The sequence below is a fragment of the Microbacterium luticocti DSM 19459 genome, assembly GCF_000422405.1.
Classification (GTDB): Bacteria; Actinomycetota; Actinomycetes; order Actinomycetales; family Microbacteriaceae; genus Microbacterium; species Microbacterium luticocti.
The window spans coordinates 79374-97441 of sequence record NZ_AULS01000003.1; the positions used below are offsets into that span (position 1 = coordinate 79374).

Here is an 18068-nt window from a genome sequence, read left to right on the forward strand (position 1 = left end):
GTCAGCCCGCCTTGCGTTGCCGGTTTTCGCCGAGGATCTCGGCGAGGAACACACCGGTGTGCGATCCGTCGGCCCGGGCGACCTGCTCCGGCGTGCCGCAGGCCACGATGGTGCCGCCGCCGGACCCGCCCTCGGGGCCGAGGTCGATGATCCAGTCGGCCGACTTGATCACGTCGAGGTTGTGCTCGATGACGATCACGGTGTTGCCCTTGTCGACCAGGCCGTTCAGCACCTCGAGCAGGCGGGCGACGTCTTCGAAGTGCAGCCCGGTCGTCGGCTCGTCGAGGACGTACACCGACCGGCCGTTCGACCGCCGCTGCAGCTCGGTGGCGAGCTTGACCCGCTGCGCCTCGCCGCCCGACAGGGTGGTGGCGGACTGCCCCAGCCGCACGTAGCCGAGGCCGACGTCGACGAGGGTGCGCAGGTAACGGTGGATGGCCTGGATCGGTTCGAAGAACTCCGCCGCCTCGCTGATGGGCATCTCGAGCACCTCGGCGATGTTCTTGCCCTTGTAGTGCACCGAGAGGGTGTCACGGTTGTACCGCTTGCCGTGGCAGACCTCGCAGTCCACGTACACGTCGGGCAGGAAGTTCATCTCGATCTTGATGGTGCCGTCCCCCGAACACGCCTCGCACCGGCCGCCCTTGACGTTGAAGCTGAACCGTCCCGGCCGGTAGCCGCGCGCCTTGGCCTCGGGGGTCTCGCTGAACAGGGTGCGGATGCGATCGAACACGCCGGTGTAGGTGGCGGGGTTCGACCGGGGTGTGCGCCCGATCGGGGCCTGGTCGACGTGCACGACCTTGTCGAGGTCGTCGAGGCCGGTGACGCGGGTGTGCTTTCCGGGCACGGTGCGGGCGCCGTTCAGGCGTGCGGCCAGCACCTGGTAGAGGATGTCGTTGACCAGCGACGACTTGCCCGACCCGCTGACGCCGGTGACGGCGGTCATCACGCCGAGCGGAAAGTCGACGGTGACGTTCTTGAGATTGTTCTCGCGGGCGCCGACCACCGAGAGCCGTCGCTTCTTGTCGATGCGGCGACGCCGCTCGGGCACCGCGATCTCGCGCCGCCCCGACAGGTAGTCGCCGGTGAGCGAGGCCCGCTCGGCCAGCAGCGCGTCCAGCGGCCCGGAGTGCACGACGGTGCCGCCGTCCACGCCCGCGCGGGGCCCGATGTCGACGATCCAGTCGGCGGCGTGGATGGTCTCTTCGTCGTGCTCGACGACGATGAGCGTGTTGCCCAGGTCGCGCAGGGTGAGCAGCGTCTCGATGAGCCGGCGGTTGTCACGCTGGTGCAGGCCGATCGAGGGCTCGTCGAGCACGTAGAGCACCCCGGTCAGGCCGGATCCGATCTGGGTGGCCAGCCGGATGCGCTGCGCCTCACCGCCCGACAGCGACCCGGCCGAGCGGCCCAGGTTGAGGTAGTTCAGACCGACCTGGATGAGGAAGTCGAGCCGCACCCGGATCTCGCGCAGCACCTGCGCGGCGATCTTGGCCTCGCGCTCGGTCAGGCGCAGGTTCGCGAAGTACTCCTGCGCCTCGGCGAGGCTGAGCCGGGATGCCTCGGCGATGGAGCGACCGTGCACTTTGACCGCGAGCACCTCGGGCTTGAGCCGGTCGCCGTCGCACACCGGACAGGGCACCTCGCGCAGGAACTCCGACCAGCGCTGCCGTTGCGTGTCGGACTCGGCCTGCAGGTACTGCCGCTCGATGTAGGGGACCACGCCCTCGAACCCGGACGTGTAGCGCATCTCGCGGCCATACCGGTTCTTCCACCGCACGGTGACCTTGAAGTCCTTGCCGTGCAGCACCGCGTCGGTCACTCGCTGCGGCAGCATCCGCCACGGGGTGTCGAGCGAGAAGCCGAGGTCGTCGGCCAGCCCTTCGAGCAACCGCTCATAGTACTGGAACAGTCCCTTGCCCTGGGTGGTCCACGGGATGATGACGCCCTCGCGGATGGAGAGATCCTCGTCGCCGAGCATGAGCTCCACGTCCACCGACATGCGGGTGCCCAGGCCCGAGCAGGCAGGGCACGCGCCGAACGGCGCGTTGAACGAGAAGGTGCGAGGTTCGATCTCGGTCAGGTGCAGGGGGTGCCCGTTCGGGCAGGCGAGCTTCTCGGAGAAGCTCTGCCACGCGGCATCCCCTTCTTCGTCGACGAGGTTCACCTGCATGATGCCGCCCGCGAGTCCCAGTGCGGTCTCGACCGAGTCGGTGACGCGCCCGAGGATGTCGGGGCCGGCCACCAGGCGGTCGACGACGACGGCGATGTCGTGCTTGTAGCTCTTCTTCAGGGTGGGCGGCTCGGCCAGCTGCACCAGCTCGCCGTCGACGACGGCCCGGGCGTAGCCCTTGGCGCCGAGTTCGCGGAACAGATCGACGAACTCGCCCTTCTTCTGCGTGACCACGGGCGCCACGATCTGGTAGCGGGTGCGCTCGGGCAGCTCCATGAGCTGGTCGGCGATCTGCTGCACGGTCTGCCGCTGGATCACCTCGCCGCACTCCGGGCAGTGCGGCACGCCGATGCGCGCCCACAGCAGGCGCATGTAGTCGTGGATCTCGGTGATGGTGCCGACCGTGGAACGCGGGTTGCGGTTGGTGGACTTCTGGTCGATCGAGACGGCCGGGCTCAGCCCTTCGATGAAGTCGACGTCGGGACGGTCGACCTGGCCGAGGAACTGGCGGGCGTAGGCACTGAGCGATTCGACGTAGCGGCGCTGGCCCTCGGCGAAGATCGTGTCGAAGGCCAGACTCGACTTGCCCGACCCGGACAGGCCGGTGAACACGACGAGGGCGTCGCGCGGGATGTCGAGGTCGACGTCCTGGAGGTTGTGCACGCGGGCGCCGCGCACACTGAGCTTTCCGGACGTGTTTCCGGTGCTGGCGACAGGGATGATGGGCACCGCACAAGTCTAGGTGGGGCCTCCGACACCGGGCCGGGAGCCGGCTGCGCCCGGGGCGAACCACCGGGTCAGCGCCGGGCGGCGAGCAGGCGCAGCAGCACGACGATCACGACGGCGCACAGCGCCGTGACGATCACGACCGCCCACGCCGGCAGCAGTGCGCGCACCGGCGCGTGCTGCACGAGCAGCGCGGCGGCCAGCACCGGCTGCGCGACAAGTTGCACCACCAGCCAGCGGCGTGCCGGCGCGATCAGGGCGCGCAGCTGCAGCCGGCCGCGGCCGGGCAGCGCCAGCCCGAACCCGCCGAGCACGTGCAGGGCGTGAGCGAGCGCGAGGGCCACGAACGGGGCGGGCGTGGCGAGCCAGCCGGGGTGCAGCAGCTGCCCGAGCCCCACCACGAGCACGGCGCCCCAGGTCGCCAGCGTCGTGGGCAGCAGCGCCCCCAGTGCGGTCAACGCGACCACGGCGATCGCGTACGGCGCCGGCACCGCGGCGAACGCCGCGCAGGAGACCAGCACGGCCGCACCGCGCAGCAGTGGAAGGGGGATGCCGCGGCCCTCGCCGGGCGCGTCGTGCGGGGTCATCCGACCCGCCGGCGCCGGCTCATCGTGCGCAGCGCGGCGATGCGGGCGCCGGCGTCGCCGTCCCAGACCAGGGCGTCCGCGCCCATCGCCCGGACCTCGTCGATGCGGTCGGCGCGCAGCCCGAGCACGATGCGCGACGCGACGATCTCTTCGAGCCGCAGCCGCTCACCGCGCAACGCAGGCAGGGTGTCGACGGCCACCACGCGGTGCCCGCTCGCACGCCACAGCCGCACCAGTCGCACCGGTTCGTCGTCGAGGAACGTCGACAGCAGCACGATCAACGCGCCTCGGGCCACGTGCGGGCTGCGGGTGCGGCTCATGCGCGGCTGTGCCGAGGTCGCCGATATCGCCGCCCGCAGCCGCTGCCGGTGACGGGCGCCCGAGCCGTGCCGCACCGCCTGGCCCGGGCGTGACAGCACGTGGAACGACACCTGATCGCCGGCGTCGAGGTAGGCGCACACGAACGACCAGGCCGCCTCGCGTGCCACATCGAGCGAGCCCGGCAGGCCGAGTCCCCGCGCCCCGCGCACCCAATCCCCCACCTGACCGGTGAGGTCGTCGGCGTCGTCGAGGATCAGGGCGACCTCGACGTCCGAGGTGGCGAAGCTGCGTCGCACGAACAGGTCGCCGGGGCGGCGCGCCAGACGCGCGGTGGCCTTCCAGTCGATGCGCTGCAGTCGATCGCCGTAGCTGAACGGGTGGATGTCACGGAACTCGCCGCCGTCCCCGGGGCGGGCGGCGTCGTGGGCACCGGTGAGACCGGCCGGGGCGGGCGGCAGCGGCAGAAACGGCAGTCGCACGGCCTGCGGTTCGAGCCGTGCGGCGAGCCGCACACGTGCCGGCGCGGGCGCGGTCCACGCGCCGTCCGCACCCACGGCGACCATCTCGGCCGCCAGCAGCTCCTGGTCGCCGGTGTGCGCGGTGTGCACCGGAACCACGACGTGCCCGGTCGGTCCGACCAGGGCGATCCGCTCGGTGCGGTGGCGGGCGGCGGTCGCGTCGACCAGCACGATCTCGGCGCCGGGCGCCACCGCCTCGACCCGCACCGGGACGACCCGCTGCCGGTCGGGCCCGGTTCGTTCGGGTGCCCGGGTCAGGTTCAGGTGTGGGCCCGAGACATCCGGATGCCCGCCGGCGGCGAGCGCGAGCGCCACGGCGACCAGCACCACCACGCCGATCACGGCGATCTCGACGCGGGAGAACCCCAGCCCGGCGCCCAGCAGCACCACACCCGTCGCGATGCCCGCCATCGGCGCGGGTGTCAGCGTCCGTGCCGCCGGCCGCGTCGCGGGCGGGGTCATCGCACCTCCGCACGGGCGAGCGTGGGCGGGGTGGGGGTGGCCGCCAGCACCGCCGCGACCACCTGGGCCGGATCGGTGCCGGCCGCCCAGGCGCCCGGGGTCAGCGTGAGCCGGTGTGCCAGCACCGGCACAGCCACCCGTTTGACGTCGTCGGGCACCACATAATCGCGCCCGTCGATCACGGCGAGCGCGCGACCGACGAGCATGAGCGCCTGCGACCCGCGGGGCGAGGCGCCCACCTCGACCGACGGGTCGGTGCGGGTCGCGGCGGCCAGGTCGACGCAGTAGCGCACGATGTCGGGATCGACGTGCACCGCCTCGACGCCGGCCTGCATCGCGCGCAGCTGCCCGGCGTCGACGACCTCGGGCAGTCGCACCGCCTCGGTGCGGCGGGCCAGGCGGTTGGCGAGGATGCGCTCTTCACCGGCGCGGTCGGGGTAGCCGACGCTCAGCCGCACCAGAAAGCGGTCCAGCTGCGCCTCGGGCAGCGCATAGGTGCCTTCGTACTCGATCGGGTTCGCGGTGGCGATGAGGTGGAACGGCGCGGGCAGCGGAAAGCTCGTGCCCTCGACGGTCACCTGCCCTTCGGCCATGGCCTCCAGCAGCGCGGACTGGGTCTTGGGGGCGGTGCGGTTCAGCTCGTCGGCCAGCAGCAGGCCGGTGAACACGGGACCGGGTCGGAATTCGAACCGGCCGGTGTCGGGTGCGTACACGTACGACCCGGTGATGTCGGCGGGCAGCAGGTCGGGGGTGCACTGCAACCGCCGGAACGCGAGCCCGCACGCCTGGGCGAGACAGCGTGCGGCCAGCGTCTTGCCCAGACCCGGCACGTCTTCGAACAGCACGTGCCCGCCGGCCAGGACGGCGGCCAGTGCCAGGCGCAGCGGCTCCTCCTGGTCGATGACGACGGTGCCGACCTCGGCGAGGATGCGGCGGGCGAGGGCCCCCACCTCGTCGGGTGCGGCGGGTGCGGGCGGTGTCTGGTCGGTGGTCATGCCTCTCCTCTCCGGGCCGGCGGGCGGCCGTGGGCTCCGAGCGCCTCGAGTCGATCGAGGCACAGTTGCACGTCGGCGACGGTGCGCGCGGCGCCGTCCAGCAGCGCTGCCGCGTCGGGTCCGATCAGATCGGCGACACCGGCGGCGTGTGCGGCGTCGTCCAGGTCGATGCCGTGCCGGGCCAGGCGCGACCGGGCGAACGCCCGCAGCCGTTTGCGCGCGGCGTCGCCGATCTCGCCGTGCCGGCCGCGCAGTGCCCAGGCGATCTGCGTCACGTCACCGCGGGTGCCGGGCCGGGGCTCGGGCTGCGGGCGCACCAGCACCGGGCGCTGCCCGTCCGCGAAGCCCGCCCAGGCGAGCCCGGCGGCCACCCCGAACAGCACGACCGCGGCCGACACCGGCCAGTCCACACCGAGCACCCACAGCACGAAGCCGGCCACCAGGCCCCCGAACGTGCCGGCGAGCACCGGTCCGACCCTCATGTGCCGCTCCCGGCCGGTTCGGCGGGCGCATGCCATGACCGCTCCAGGTGTTCCAGGCATTCGCGGGCGGTGCGCACGGTGGCGGCGTCGGCGGTGCGGCCCCCGAACCGCACGTCCTGGTACAGGCGCAGCAGGATGTCGGCCGCCGCGCGGTTGGCCTCGAAACGGCGCACGATGCGCACCGCGTATTCGGCCGGGGTCTCGGAGGGCGTCCGCGGCGCGCCCGCCTGCCGGGCGGCATCCTCGAGCCACAGCCAGGCCTGAACGATCGCGTCGTTCGCGTCGCGCGCGTCGTCGAGCTCGGCCAGCGCGCGGGCGATGCCGCGCCGCACCGCGGGGGCGATCGCCTGCGCGTCGAGCACGGCGGCGGCGCCGGTACCGGATGCCACAGCCGCGGCACGGCGCACACGTCGACGCCGATTGCGGATCAGCCGCACCACGAGCAGCGCCACGACCGTCAGCAGTGCGAGCACGGCCAGTGCGAACAGCACCGCGGTGATCGTGCGCAGCACCGCTCCCGCCGCGGGGGGCACGCTCACCGGTGGCAGCGTCGACGACGACTCGGGCTGCGGCGGCATGGTCGGCCACACCGCCGGTCCGGCATCACGCCAGCGCGGCGGCCCGGCCGGCAGCGGCCCGGCGGTGAGCACGCCGAGGACGGCGAGTGCGCCGGCGGCCGCCACGCCCGCCACGAGCAACCGACGACCCCGCTGTCCGATCACGTGCTCCACGCTATCGCGAGGCTCAGGCGTGCCCCGCCTTCTCCATCGCCCGCAGTTCCTTCTTGAGGTCCTGCACCTCGTCGCGCAGACGGGCGGCCAGCTCGAACTTCAGCTCACCGGCGGCGGCGAGCATCTGGTCGGTGAGGTCGGCGATGGTGGCCTCGAGCTGGGTCGCCCCCTCGGCGGCGATGCCTTCGCGACGCAACTGCGGCGTGGGGCTCTTGCCTTTGCCCGACTTCGTCTTCGCGGCCGTCTTGCCCCGCATCATCCGGTCGGTGTCGGACGCCTCGCGCGCGAGCACCTCGGTGATGTCGGCGATGCGCTTGCGCAGCGGCTGCGGGTCGATGCCGTGTTCGCGGTTGTACGCGATCTGTTTCTCGCGGCGACGCTCGGTCTCGTCGATGGCGCTGCGCATCGAGTCAGTCATGTTGTCGGCGTACATGTGCACCTGACCCGACACGTTGCGGGCGGCGCGGCCGATCGTCTGGATCAGCGAGGTGCCGCTGCGCAGGAATCCCTCTTTGTCGGCGTCGAGGATCGCCACCAGCGACACCTCGGGCAGGTCGAGGCCCTCGCGCAGCAGGTTGATGCCGACGAGCACGTCGTACACCCCGGCGCGCAGCTCGGTGAGCAGCTCGACGCGCCGCAGGGTGTCGACGTCGGAGTGCAGATACCGCACCCGCACCCCGTGCTCGCCGAGGAAGTCGGTGAGCTCTTCGGCCATCTTCTTGGTGAGCGTGGTCACCAGCACGCGCTCGTCGCGTTCGACCCGCAGCCGGATCTCTTCGAGCAGGTCGTCGATCTGCCCCTTGGACGGTTTGACCACGATCTCGGGGTCGACCAGGCCCGTGGGCCGGATGATCTGTTCCACCACCCCGTCGGCGACACCCATCTCGTAGCGACCCGGCGTGGCCGACAGGTACACGGTCTGCCCGATGCGCTCCTTGAACTCGTCCCACCGCAGCGGCCGGTTGTCGAGGGCCGACGGCAGCCGGAAGCCGTGCTCGACGAGGGTGCGCTTGCGCGAGGCATCCCCCTCGTACATGGCGCCGACCTGCGGCACCGTGACATGGGACTCGTCGATCACCAGCAGGAAGTCGTCGGGGAAGAAGTCCAGCAGGGTGTGCGGCGGCTCGCCCGGCGACCGTCCGTCCAGGTGCCGTGAGTAGTTCTCGATTCCCGAGCAGAACCCCAGCTGCTGCAGCATCTCGAGGTCGAACGTGGTGCGCATGCGCAGCCGCTGCGCCTCGAGCAGCTTGCCCTGCCGTTCCAGCTCACCCAGCCGTTCGGCCAGCTCGGCCTCGATGGTGCCGATCGCGCGCTGCACGACGTCGGCACCGGCGACATAGTGGGATGCCGGGAAGATGGGCACCGAGTCGAGCTTTTGCACCACGTCCCCGGTCAGCGGATGCAGCATGTACAGCGCCTCGATCTCGTCGCCGAACAGCTCGATGCGGATGGCGTACTCCTCGTACACCGGGATGATCTCGATCGTGTCGCCCCGCACCCGGAAGTTGCCGCGCGAGAAGTCGACGTCGTTGCGGTTGTACTGCATCGAGATGAACTGCCGGATCAGCGCGTCGCGGTCGTACCGCTCCCCCACCTGCAGGGCCACCATGGCCCGCAGATACTCCTCGGGGGCGCCCAGGCCGTAGATGCACGACACCGTCGAGACCACCACCACGTCGCGGCGGCTCAGCAGCGAGTTCGTGGTGGAGTGCCGCAGCCGCTCGACCTCGGCGTTGATCGACGAGTCCTTCTCGATGAAGGTGTCGGTCTGCGGCACGTAGGCCTCGGGCTGGTAGTAGTCGTAGTAGCTGACGAAGTATTCGACCGCGTTGTGCGGCATGAGCTCGCGGAACTCGTTGGCCAGCTGCGCGGCCAGGGTCTTGTTGTGGGCGAGCACGAGGGTCGGTCGCTGCACCCGCTCGATCAGCCACGCGGTGGTCGCCGACTTGCCGGTGCCGGTCGCGCCCAGCAGCACCACGTCGGTCTCGCCGGCGTTGATGCGCCGGGCGAGCTCGTCGATGGCCTGCGGCTGGTCGCCGCTGGGCGCGTAGTCGCTGACGACCTCGAACGGGCGCACGGAGCGAGTGGTCTGCATCACTCCAGGCTACGTCGGGTCACCGACACCGGCTCAGCGACCGGAGCCCGTCAGGCGTTGCGACCTGAGCCGGTCAGGCGTTCCCAGAGCGCATCGGTCTGCGCGAGGGTGTCCGCCATCGTCCCGGACGTGTCGATCACGACGTCCGCGACGGCGAGACGCTCGTCGTCGGACGCCTGCGAGGCGATCCGCGCCTCGGCATCCGCCGCCGCGAGGTGCCGCAGCCGGATCAGCCGCTGCGCCCGCAGCGCGGCGGGCGCGTGCGCCACCACGACCAGATCCCATTCGCCGTCGCGGCGCGCCTCCACCAGCAGCGGCACGTCGTAGACGACCACCGCGTCCGGGTCGGCGTCGAACGCGGCCCGGAACCGCCGGGACGACTCGGCAGCGACCGCGGGGTGCACGATGGCGTTCAGCCGCGCCACCCGGTCGGGGTGACCGAACACGTGCGCGCCGAGCGCGGGGCGGTCGAGCGTGCCGTCGGGGCGCAGCATCCGCTCACCGAACGCGTCGGCGATCGCGGCGAGCACCGGCGAACCCGGCGTCTGCACCTCGCGGACGATGGCGTCCGCGTCGACGACGACCGCACCGTGCGCGGCCAGGCGACCGGCGATGGTGGACTTGCCCGAGGCGATGCCTCCGGTGAGTGCGACAAGGGGCATGCCATCGAGGATGCCACCCCCGGACGCCCGCGCGTGCATCGTCCGGTATTCTGGCCCGAGCTGGGGGGCGGCCGGGAGGGTCGTCGTCATCGACATCCCGGAGGTCAGCCGTGCACGAGGCCCGTACCGCCGTCGTCATCGAGGACGAGCAGGACATCCGGTCACTGCTGGCCGCGGTGCTCGAACAGGCGGGCTTCACCGTGCGCACCGCGTCGACCGGTGTCGAGGGGCTGGAGCTGATCCGTCAGACCGACCCGCTGGTGACGACGCTCGACGTGAACATGCCGGGCATGGACGGGTTCGAGACGGCGCGGCGCATCCGCGCGATCAGTGCCACCTACCTGGTCATCCTGACCGCCCGCACCGAAGAGATCGACGCGTTGCAGGGCCTGGAGGCCGGTGCCGACGACTTCATCGCCAAGCCGTTCCGGCCGCGCGAACTGCGGGCCCGGATCGACGCCATGCTGCGCCGGCCGCGCACGCACGTGCTCGCCCCGCCGCCCACCCCCGATCCGGCACGCGCCGACGAGGGGTGGCTCGAGCACCGCGGGCTGCGCCTGCACCCACAGATGCGGGTGGCCAGCGTGGACGGCACCGAACTGGACCTGACCCGCACCGAGTTCGACATCCTCGCCGAACTGCTCGTGCACGGCCGTCGGGTGCTCGGCAAAGCCGAACTGGCACTCACGCTGCGCGGAGGACGCTACACCGGTGTCGAGTACGTCAGCGACAGCGACGCCCGCGCGATCGAGGTGCACGTGGCGAACCTGCGGCGCAAACTCGGCGAGTCGCCGTCACAGCCCCGCTGGATCGAGACCGTCCGCGGAGTCGGCTACCGCCTGACGCCCGGCTGAGTCGGCGCGGGCCGCGGCCAGCAGGGTGTCGAGGTCGTCGCCGAGCGTGTCGCTCAGGGCGAGCCCGACCCCGACCACCGGGATGACCGAGCCGGGCACCGCGCGCAGCTCTTCGAACACCCCCTGCGCGATCGTGGTGGCGATCCGGCGCGCCTCGGCCGCCGAGAGCACGACGGTGGCGACGACGAGCCCACGGGTGCCGTCCTCGCCCACCCGGGCCGCGGCCGGGGTGTGCCGGCGCACCCCCCGCCGCCACGCCTCGACGATGCCGTGCGCGACCTCGCTGCCGAACGCGGTGGAGATCTGGTCGAGGTCGTCGATGCGCACCGCGAACACCGCCACCAGCTCGTCGTGCCACGCCGCCCGGGTGAGCAGGCCGCGCGCGGCGATGGCGAACTGCTCGTAACGCATCACCCCGGTGTCGGCGCCGGTGCTGCGGGCGATCTGTTCCACGCTGCGCACCGGTGTGCGACCGGCCCGCAGCACCGAGGTCACCGTCAACGACACGATCGTGAACGTCACCAGCAGCACGCACGCGGTGACGGTGCCGAACCAGGTGCGGAACAGGTCGGAGTCGGGCCCGGCGGCCAGGAACACGACCGTGCGCACCACGAAGTACGCGCCGTCCACCCCGAGCACCGCGGCCAGCGCCCACGCACTGCGGGTGCGGGTGAGCTCGCCCCGCAGGCACTCCACGCAGCCCAGCACGCAGAACAGCGCGATGCCGCAGAACATCACGACCGCCCCCGCCCAGTCGCCGCCGTCCGGACCCGCCGCCAGCGCCGCGACCCCGGCCGCGACGATGCCCACGGCGGTCAGGGCCCCGGCCTGTGGCATCCGTCTGCCGTTGAACGAGCGGCACCCCAGCCACAGCAGGCCGGCCACCGCGACGTACGCCGCGTTGCCGACCGCGACCGCCCACCAGGCGCCGCGGTCGAACGCCCAGACCAGGTAGGCCAGGGTCGACACGGTGCCCGACAAGAAGGCCACCGACCAGAGCCGGCCGGCGCCCTCGTCGCGGCGCAGGATCGTCTCGAGGATGAACACGGCCGCGGTGACGGTCACCACCACGGCGGTCATCATCACCACGGACGGCAGATCGAAGATCACGGAACACTCCTTGCCTGCGGAACCCGCACGGTGAAGGTGGAGCCGACGCCGGGCTCGCTGCGTACGGTGATGTCGCCGCCGTGCGCACGCACGATCTCGCGACTGATCGCCAACCCGAGCCCGGTGCCGGTCATGCCCGACGAACGCACCGACCGGCCGCGGTAGAACCGCTGGAACAGTCGCTGCAGGTCGTGCTCGGCGATGCCGACGCCGGTGTCGGTCACCTCGATGCACACGTCGGAGCCGTCGACGGCCGCGTCGATGCGCACCTGGCCGCCGTCGACGTTGTACTTCACGGCGTTGGCGATGAGGTTGTCGAGCACCTGCCGCAGCCGGTGCGCGTCGACGTGCGCCCACACCTCGCCCACTCCGGTGTCGTCGATGCGCACGCGGCGTTCGGCGGCCCGCGGCAGCATCGACTCGACGGCGGCGCGTACGAGCGGGCGCACGTCGATGTCGGCGGGCTCGATCGGCAGCTGCGCGGTGACCGCGTGGGGGCGACGGGATGCCGCCAGGATGTCGGCCACGATGGCCAGCAGCCGTTCGGCGTTGCGCTCGGCGATCTCGATGCTGCGCCTGGCGGCAACGGGCACGCTGGGGTCGTCGAGCACCAGGTCGAGGTAGCCGAGGATGGAGGTCAGCGGCGTGCGCAGCTCGTGCGACACCGACGCCACCAGCTCGTCGCGCGCCTGCAGTGCGGCGAGCTCGGCGGTCACGTCGCGCGAGACCACGACCGCACCCAGGTCGTGCCCGGCGGTGTCGGTGAGACGGCGGGCGGTCACGCTGAGCACGTGGCGCGGGCCGGTCGGGTCGCCGAACCACACCAGCTGGCCGCTGAACGCCTCGCCGCGCAATGCGCGCTCGAGGGGGAACTCGTCGGGCGGCAGCGGGGTCGTGCCGTCGTCCTGGTAGGCGGCCGGCGCGTGGCCGACCTGAAGCGCGCGCTGCAGCCGGCCATGCGCCTCGTTGGTGACCGCGGTGCTGCCGTCGGCGTCGATGCGGACGACGCCGAAGTCGACGGCATCCAACACCTCGGTCACCTCCTGCTCCTGCCGGCGGGTGCGCTCCAGCGCCGCGGCGAGCACCTGGGCCTGCTTGTCGAGCAGCGACCGCTGCGCGGCGAACCGGCGGGCGGTGAGGTAGGAGCTGGCCGCCAGTGCGAGCAGCACCAGCGGCAGCAGGAACGTCGAGTAGGTGACGTGGTGGGCCGGGTCCAGCAGCACCACGGTGGCGAACAGCACCACGGTGGCCACCACGCCCCCGACCAGTCCCGCCAGGCCGAAGCTGCTGGCCAGCCACATCACCGGGAACAGCCACAGCAGACCGAGCCCCGAGGGCGGGCTCGAGGCTCGGAGCACGGCGATGGCGAGCATGTCCGCCGCGGGGACCACGGCCATCCAGCCCACGGCCACCCGGTTCCACGGAATCAGCAGCGTGAGCGCGGTCATCACGAACACGCTGAGCACGCCCAGGAAGAACAGTGCGATGTCGCCCGGGAACGGGGTGGTGATCACCCCGAGCGCCGCCAGCGCGACCACGACGGCGCTGAGCATGAGCTGGTTCAGGACGGCCGTGCGATCCCGCGTCCGGTCCGGAGCCAGCGGCCCGGTCTGCAGGTTCGGCTCCGCCATACAGCGACCGTACCGTGTACACGCGCGTGCGGGCGCGCGCGTGTACACGGACACGCCCGCAGCCCGCACATGCGGGAAGGACCGGGGCCGCCAGGCCCCGGTCCTTCCCGGTGTCAGTCGCCGATCAGCGACCGGAGAGCTTCTCGCGCAGAGCGGCCAGCGCCTCGTCGTCGGCGAGGGTGCCGGACGGGCTGGACTCGCTCGAGAAGGTGGATGCGGTCGATTCGGGCGCACCGCCGAAGCCGGTGGCCTCGGCCTCGGCCGCCTTGGCGACCTGCGCCTTGTGGGCCTCCCAGCGCGCCTGGGCGGCAGCGTATTCCTGCTCCCACTTCTCGCGCTGCTCGTCGAAGCCTTCCTTCCACTGGTTGGTCTCCGGGTCGAAGCCCTCGGGGTACTTGTACTCCCCGTTCTCGTCGTACTCGGTGGCCATGCCGTAGAGGGCCGGGTCGAACTCGGTGCCGAACGGGTCGACCGCGTCGTTCGCCTGCTTCAGCGACAGCGAGATGCGGCGGCGCTCCAGGTCGATGTCGATGACCTTGACGAAGACCTCTTCGCCCACCGACACGACCTGCTCGGCCAGCTCGACGTGCTTGCCCGACAGCTCCGAGATGTGCACGAGGCCCTCGATGCCGTCCGCGACGCGCACGAACGCGCCGAAGGGGACGAGCTTGGTGACCTTGCCCGGGGCGATCTGACCGATCGCGTGGGTGCGGGCGAAGACCTGCCACGGGTCTTCCTGCGTCGCCTTCAGCGACAGCGACACGCGCTCGCGGTCCAGGTCGACCTCGAGGATCTCGACGGTGACCTCCTGGCCGACCTCGACGACCTCGCTGGCGTGCTCGATGTGCTTCCAGCTCAGCTCGGAGACGTGCACCAGGCCGTCCACGCCGCCCAGATCGACGAACGCGCCGAAGTTGACGATCGACGAGACGGTGCCCTTGCGCACCTGGCCCTTGTGCAGGTTGTTGAGGAAGTTGGTGCGCGACTCGGACTGGGTCTGCTCCAGCAGCGCGCGGCGCGAGAGCACCACGTTGTTGCGGTTCTTGTCGAGCTCGAGGATCTTCGCCTCGATCTCCTGACCCAGGTACGGGGTCAGGTCGCGCACGCGGCGCAGCTCGATCAGCGACGCCGGCAGGAAGCCGCGCAGCCCGATGTCGACGATGAGACCACCCTTGACCACCTCGATGACCTGGCCGGTGACGACGCCGTCGTTCTCCTTGATCTTCTCCACATCACCCCAGGCGCGCTCGTACTGCGCCCGCTTCTTGGAGAGGATGAGACGGCCTTCCTTGTCCTCCTTCTGGAGGACCAGGGCCTCGACCTGGTCGCCGACGGCGACGACCTCGTTGGGGTCGACGTCGTGCTTGATGGAAAGCTCGCGCGAGGGGATGACGCCCTCGGTCTTGTAGCCGACGTCGAGGAGCACCTCGTCGCGGTCGATCTTCACCACGGTGCCTTCGATGAGGTCGCCGTCGTTGAAGAACTTCAGGGTCTTCTCGACCGCGGCCAGAAAGTCCTCAGCAGATCCGATGTCGTTGATGGCGACCTGCGTGGTGGCCGGGGCGGTCGTTGCGGTAGTCATGTAGTGGGTTGTCCTTGTTGGGTTGGGGTGTCGGGCCCCGGCCGAACGTGCGGCACCGATGACGGCGGCGACGGATGCCGGGGCGGAGCGGATTGTGTTGCGTGTCACGCGCGCGCGAAAAGATCGCCACAGGCGTGACACTCCAGAGTATCAGAACGCCCGCGGCGCCCGCGGTGTTCCCGGGCGCCGTCTACCGTGGAGTCATGGCCGACCCCGTTCTGAGAATCGTCTCGCCGCGCCGCGGCCTCATCGTGCTCGCCGTGGTGTGCGCGCTGTTCGCCGCGATGGGGGTCGTGATCCTGCTGCTGGCGCCCACCAAGACGCTGAACGTGGTGGTCGGCACCGGAGCGGTGGGCTTCTTCGGCGTCGGCGGCGGCTGGGCGTTCGTCAGCCAGTGGCGGCGCAGCGTCGTGGTGCTCGCGGACGACGAGGGCATCGCGTTCGGCGGCGGCGGGCGGGTGCCGTGGGCCGACGTCGACCGGATCGGCTCGACCACCACCGCGCTGGGCATCCGCCTGCGCCGCTACGACGCGTTGCTCGCGTCGGCCCCACGCGGTGCCGGCCACACCGCCGAGAGCCTGCGCGCGTCGCGGGCGCAGAACGCCGGCTGGGACCTCGTCTGGCCGGCCCGGCTGCTGGGCCGCTCCCCCGGCGAAGCGGCACGCGACCTGCAGCGGCGTCGCCCGGCCTGACCGGTCAGCGGGCGGCGCGTTCCGCGCAGGCCACGCACAGCGTCGCGGCCGGCCGCACCCGCAGCCGCCCCACCGGGATCGGGCGGCCGCACGATGCGCACACGCCGTAGCTGCCGGCATCCCACCGCGCCAGCGCCGCATCGAGCTGGGCGCGCTCACGTTCCTGCTCGGCGCGCACGCCTTCGAGCCGCGACCACTCTCCCGACAGGGTCACCCCCTCCGGGTCGTGCTCGTCGTCGGCGGTGGCATCGGTGCGCGCCACCGCCAGCGCGTCCAGGTCGGCGGCCAGCGCAGCAAGGGTGCGCTCGATCTCGGCGCGCCGCTCGTGCAGCAGGGCGCCGAACTCCGCGCGGTGTGCGTCATCCATAGTCGATGACTATAGGGCGCGCGGCACCGGTGCGGGCGCGGGCCGGGGCCGCGGCCTACCGTGGGAGCATGCGCATGACCGTGAGCCTGCGTGCCGCCCGCCGTGCCCCGCTGCTGCAGGTGATCAAGTCGGCGGTGGCGACCGTTGCGGCCTGGCTGCTGGCCGGATGGCTGCTGCCCGGGCCGCTGCCGGTGTTCGCGGCCATCGCGGCGCTGCTGGTGGTGCAGCCGAGCCTGAACCAGTCGTTCGCGAAGGCGGTGGAGCGCACCGTCGGGGTGATCGTCGGCGTCGCGGTGGCCGGGGTGCTCGGCCTGGCCCTGGGCAACGGCACCTGGATCATCATCGTGTCGATCCTCATCGCGCTGGTGCTGGCGTGGGCGCTGAAGATGACCACCGGCACCGCCAACCAGGTCGCGATCAGCGCGATGCTGGTGCTCGCACTGGGCACCGGCACCCCCGGCTACGCGTTCGACCGGATCGTGGAGACGATGATCGGCGCCGCCATCGGGTTCGTCGTCAACATCGTCATCGTGCCGCCGGTGGCGGTGGCGGCGGCGCACCGCAGCGTCGACCGGCTGGGCGCCGAACTGGCCGACACGTTGGAGCGGCTGGCTGCCGCGCTCGGCCGCCCCCAGACCGGGGCGGCACTGACGGAGTTGATCGTGACCGCACGGCTGCTGCGTCCGATGCGCGAGTCCGCCGAGCGGGCGATCGCCGACGCGGCCGAGTCGTTGACGCTCAACCCGCGGGCGGGCCGGCACCGGGCCGAACTCGACGAGGTGCGGCGGCTCCTGGAACGGTTCGCGACGGTGGTGACGCAGACGATCGGGATGACGCGCGCGTTCTGCGACCGGTACGACGACACGCTGGGGCACGAGCCGAGCGTGGCGGCGATCGCCGAGCAGCTGCGACGTGCCGCGCACGACGTGCGTCTGCTCGTGCACCGGCTCGAGGACGGAGCCGATCCGGTGCCCGATGAGCCCGACGAGCCGGCGCTGACCCGACCGCTGTCGGTGGCGGCGCCGCGTTCGGGTCACTGGGTGCTGGTGGGCTCGCTGCTGGTCGACCTGCACCGCATCCACGACACGCTCACCGACGAGGTGTCGTGACCGCGTGGCATGCTGAACCGATGACCGACCGCCTGATGCTGCTCGATGCGGCGAGCCTGTACTTCCGGGCCTTCTACGGCGTGCCCGACACCGTGACCGCGCCCGACGGCACGCCGGTGAATGCGGTGCGCGGCCTGCTCGACATCGTCGCGAAACTGGTGAGGACCTACCGGCCGCAGGCGCTGGTGGCCTGCTGGGACGACGATTGGCGCCCGGCGTGGCGGGTCGCACTGCTGCCCGGCTACAAGGCGCACCGCGTCGCCCGTGTTGTTCCGGGCGGGCCCGACGTCGAAGAGGTGCCCGAGCGCCTGGCCGCGCAGGTGCCGCTGATCCGCGAGACGCTGGCGGTGCTGGCGGTGCCGGTGGTCGGCGCGGCCGGCTACGAGGCCGACGACGTCATCGGCACGCTGGCCGCGAGAGCCGGCGGTCCGGTCGACGTGGTCACCGGCGACCGTGACCTGTTCCAGCTCGTCGACGACGACCGCGACGTGCGCGTCGTGTACACCGCCCGCGGCATGTCGAACCTGAAGACCGTGACCGACCGGGACCTGGTCGAGATGTACGGCGTGCACGGGCGCCAGTACGCCGATTTCGCGGCGCTGCGCGGGGACCCGTCGGACGGCCTGCCCGGCATCGCCGGCATCGGCGAGAAGTCCGCGGCCGCGCTGCTGGCGGCGCACGGCGACCTGGCCGGGATCCGGGCCGCCGCCGCGGCCGGCGAGGGCATGACCGCACGCGTCCGCAGTCGCCTGGTCGACGGCGCCGACTACCTCGACGTCGCCCCGACGGTCGTGGCCGTCGCCCGCGACGTGCCGGTGACGGCGGGCGCGGCGCGGCTGCAGGTGCCGGATGCCACCGCCCGCGCCCGCGCCGAGGAGCATGCGCGGCGATGGGGCCTGGGCGGCGCGATGACGCGCGCCCTGGACGCGGTGGCTGAGGCCGCGGCCGCGGTCTGACCGCCCCTCGGGCCGGAC

At 72.1% G+C, this 18068-nt stretch carries 16 protein-coding genes; 4 read left to right on the forward strand and 12 right to left on the reverse strand.

The features are described from left to right. Position 1 precedes the first annotated feature (1 nt). The 8 genes from uvrA to coaE all read right to left on the reverse strand — a co-directional run bounded on the left by uvrA (position 2) and on the right by coaE (position 9749). Positions 2-2899, reverse strand: a complete 2898-nt coding sequence (uvrA, locus tag H577_RS0105425) for an excinuclease ABC subunit UvrA (RefSeq protein WP_029145091.1) — start codon at positions 2897-2899, stop codon at positions 2-4. A gap of 68 nt (positions 2900-2967) precedes the next feature. Beyond that, positions 2968-3483, reverse strand: a complete 516-nt coding sequence (locus H577_RS0105430; RefSeq protein WP_029145092.1) for a hypothetical protein — start codon at positions 3481-3483, stop codon at positions 2968-2970. Next, positions 3480-4784, reverse strand: coding sequence for a DUF58 domain-containing protein (locus tag H577_RS15250; protein ID WP_156876564.1), 1305 nt, complete (start codon positions 4782-4784; stop codon positions 3480-3482). Before H577_RS15250 ends, H577_RS0105430 begins: the two co-directional genes overlap by 4 nt. Beyond that, positions 4781-5779: an AAA family ATPase gene (locus H577_RS0105440; RefSeq protein ID WP_029145093.1), complete on the reverse strand. Its 999-nt coding sequence runs from the start codon at positions 5777-5779 to the stop codon at positions 4781-4783. The genes H577_RS15250 and H577_RS0105440 overlap by 4 nt, the downstream gene beginning before the upstream one ends. Further along, the gene (locus tag H577_RS0105445; RefSeq protein WP_156876565.1) at positions 5776-6261 is read right to left on the reverse strand and encodes a hypothetical protein; all 486 of its coding nucleotides are present in this window, start codon (positions 6259-6261) and stop codon (positions 5776-5778) included. Before H577_RS0105445 ends, H577_RS0105440 begins: the two co-directional genes overlap by 4 nt. Next, positions 6258-6983, reverse strand: a complete 726-nt coding sequence (locus tag H577_RS0105450; protein ID WP_029145095.1) for a DUF4129 domain-containing protein — start codon at positions 6981-6983, stop codon at positions 6258-6260. The genes H577_RS0105445 and H577_RS0105450 overlap by 4 nt, the downstream gene beginning before the upstream one ends. A gap of 22 nt (positions 6984-7005) precedes the next feature. Continuing rightward, positions 7006-9087: an excinuclease ABC subunit UvrB gene (gene uvrB / locus H577_RS0105455; protein ID WP_029145096.1), complete on the reverse strand. Its 2082-nt coding sequence runs from the start codon at positions 9085-9087 to the stop codon at positions 7006-7008. A 50-nt stretch (positions 9088-9137) separates the two neighbouring features. Beyond that, positions 9138-9749: a dephospho-CoA kinase gene (gene coaE / locus H577_RS0105460; RefSeq protein WP_029145097.1), complete on the reverse strand. Its 612-nt coding sequence runs from the start codon at positions 9747-9749 to the stop codon at positions 9138-9140. Positions 9750-9859: 110 nt separating this feature from the next. Here coaE and H577_RS0105465 point away from each other — a divergent pair, with 110 nt between their 5' ends. Beyond that, positions 9860-10603, forward strand: a complete 744-nt coding sequence (locus H577_RS0105465) for a response regulator transcription factor (RefSeq protein ID WP_029145098.1) — start codon at positions 9860-9862, stop codon at positions 10601-10603. Here H577_RS0105465 and H577_RS0105470 read toward each other — a convergent pair. The 3 genes from H577_RS0105470 to rpsA all read right to left on the reverse strand — a co-directional run bounded on the left by H577_RS0105470 (position 10544) and on the right by rpsA (position 14926). Further along, positions 10544-11713, reverse strand: a complete 1170-nt coding sequence (locus tag H577_RS0105470; RefSeq protein WP_245570337.1) for a PleD family two-component system response regulator — start codon at positions 11711-11713, stop codon at positions 10544-10546. The two genes, H577_RS0105465 and H577_RS0105470, sit on opposite strands and share 60 nt — an antisense overlap. Beyond that, positions 11710-13344, reverse strand: a complete 1635-nt coding sequence (locus H577_RS0105475; protein ID WP_051191790.1) for a sensor histidine kinase — start codon at positions 13342-13344, stop codon at positions 11710-11712. The genes H577_RS0105470 and H577_RS0105475 overlap by 4 nt, the downstream gene beginning before the upstream one ends. Before the next feature lie 124 nt (positions 13345-13468). Beyond that, positions 13469-14926: a 30S ribosomal protein S1 gene (rpsA, locus tag H577_RS0105480; protein ID WP_029145101.1), complete on the reverse strand. Its 1458-nt coding sequence runs from the start codon at positions 14924-14926 to the stop codon at positions 13469-13471. Between the two features lie 203 nt (positions 14927-15129). Between rpsA and H577_RS0105485 the strand changes: the two genes are divergently transcribed. Next, complete coding sequence (locus H577_RS0105485) at positions 15130-15618, forward strand: hypothetical protein (protein ID WP_029145102.1); 489 nt, start codon at positions 15130-15132, stop codon at positions 15616-15618. 4 nt (positions 15619-15622) lie between these two features. Here the strand turns inward: H577_RS0105485 and H577_RS0105490 are convergent, their stop codons facing one another. Beyond that, a complete protein-coding gene (locus tag H577_RS0105490; protein WP_051191791.1) occupies positions 15623-15985 on the reverse strand; it encodes a TraR/DksA family transcriptional regulator in 363 nt (120 codons plus the stop codon). 68 nt (positions 15986-16053) lie between these two features. On the opposite strand from H577_RS0105490, the gene H577_RS0105495 reads away from it, so the two are divergent. Continuing rightward, positions 16054-17094, forward strand: coding sequence for an FUSC family protein (locus H577_RS0105495; RefSeq protein ID WP_029145104.1), 1041 nt, complete (start codon positions 16054-16056; stop codon positions 17092-17094). A 20-nt stretch (positions 17095-17114) separates the two neighbouring features. Further along, entirely contained in the window at positions 17115-18050 is a 936-nt protein-coding gene (locus tag H577_RS0105500) for a 5'-3' exonuclease (RefSeq protein ID WP_029145105.1), read from the forward strand. The last annotated feature ends 18 nt before the right edge of the window (positions 18051-18068 follow it).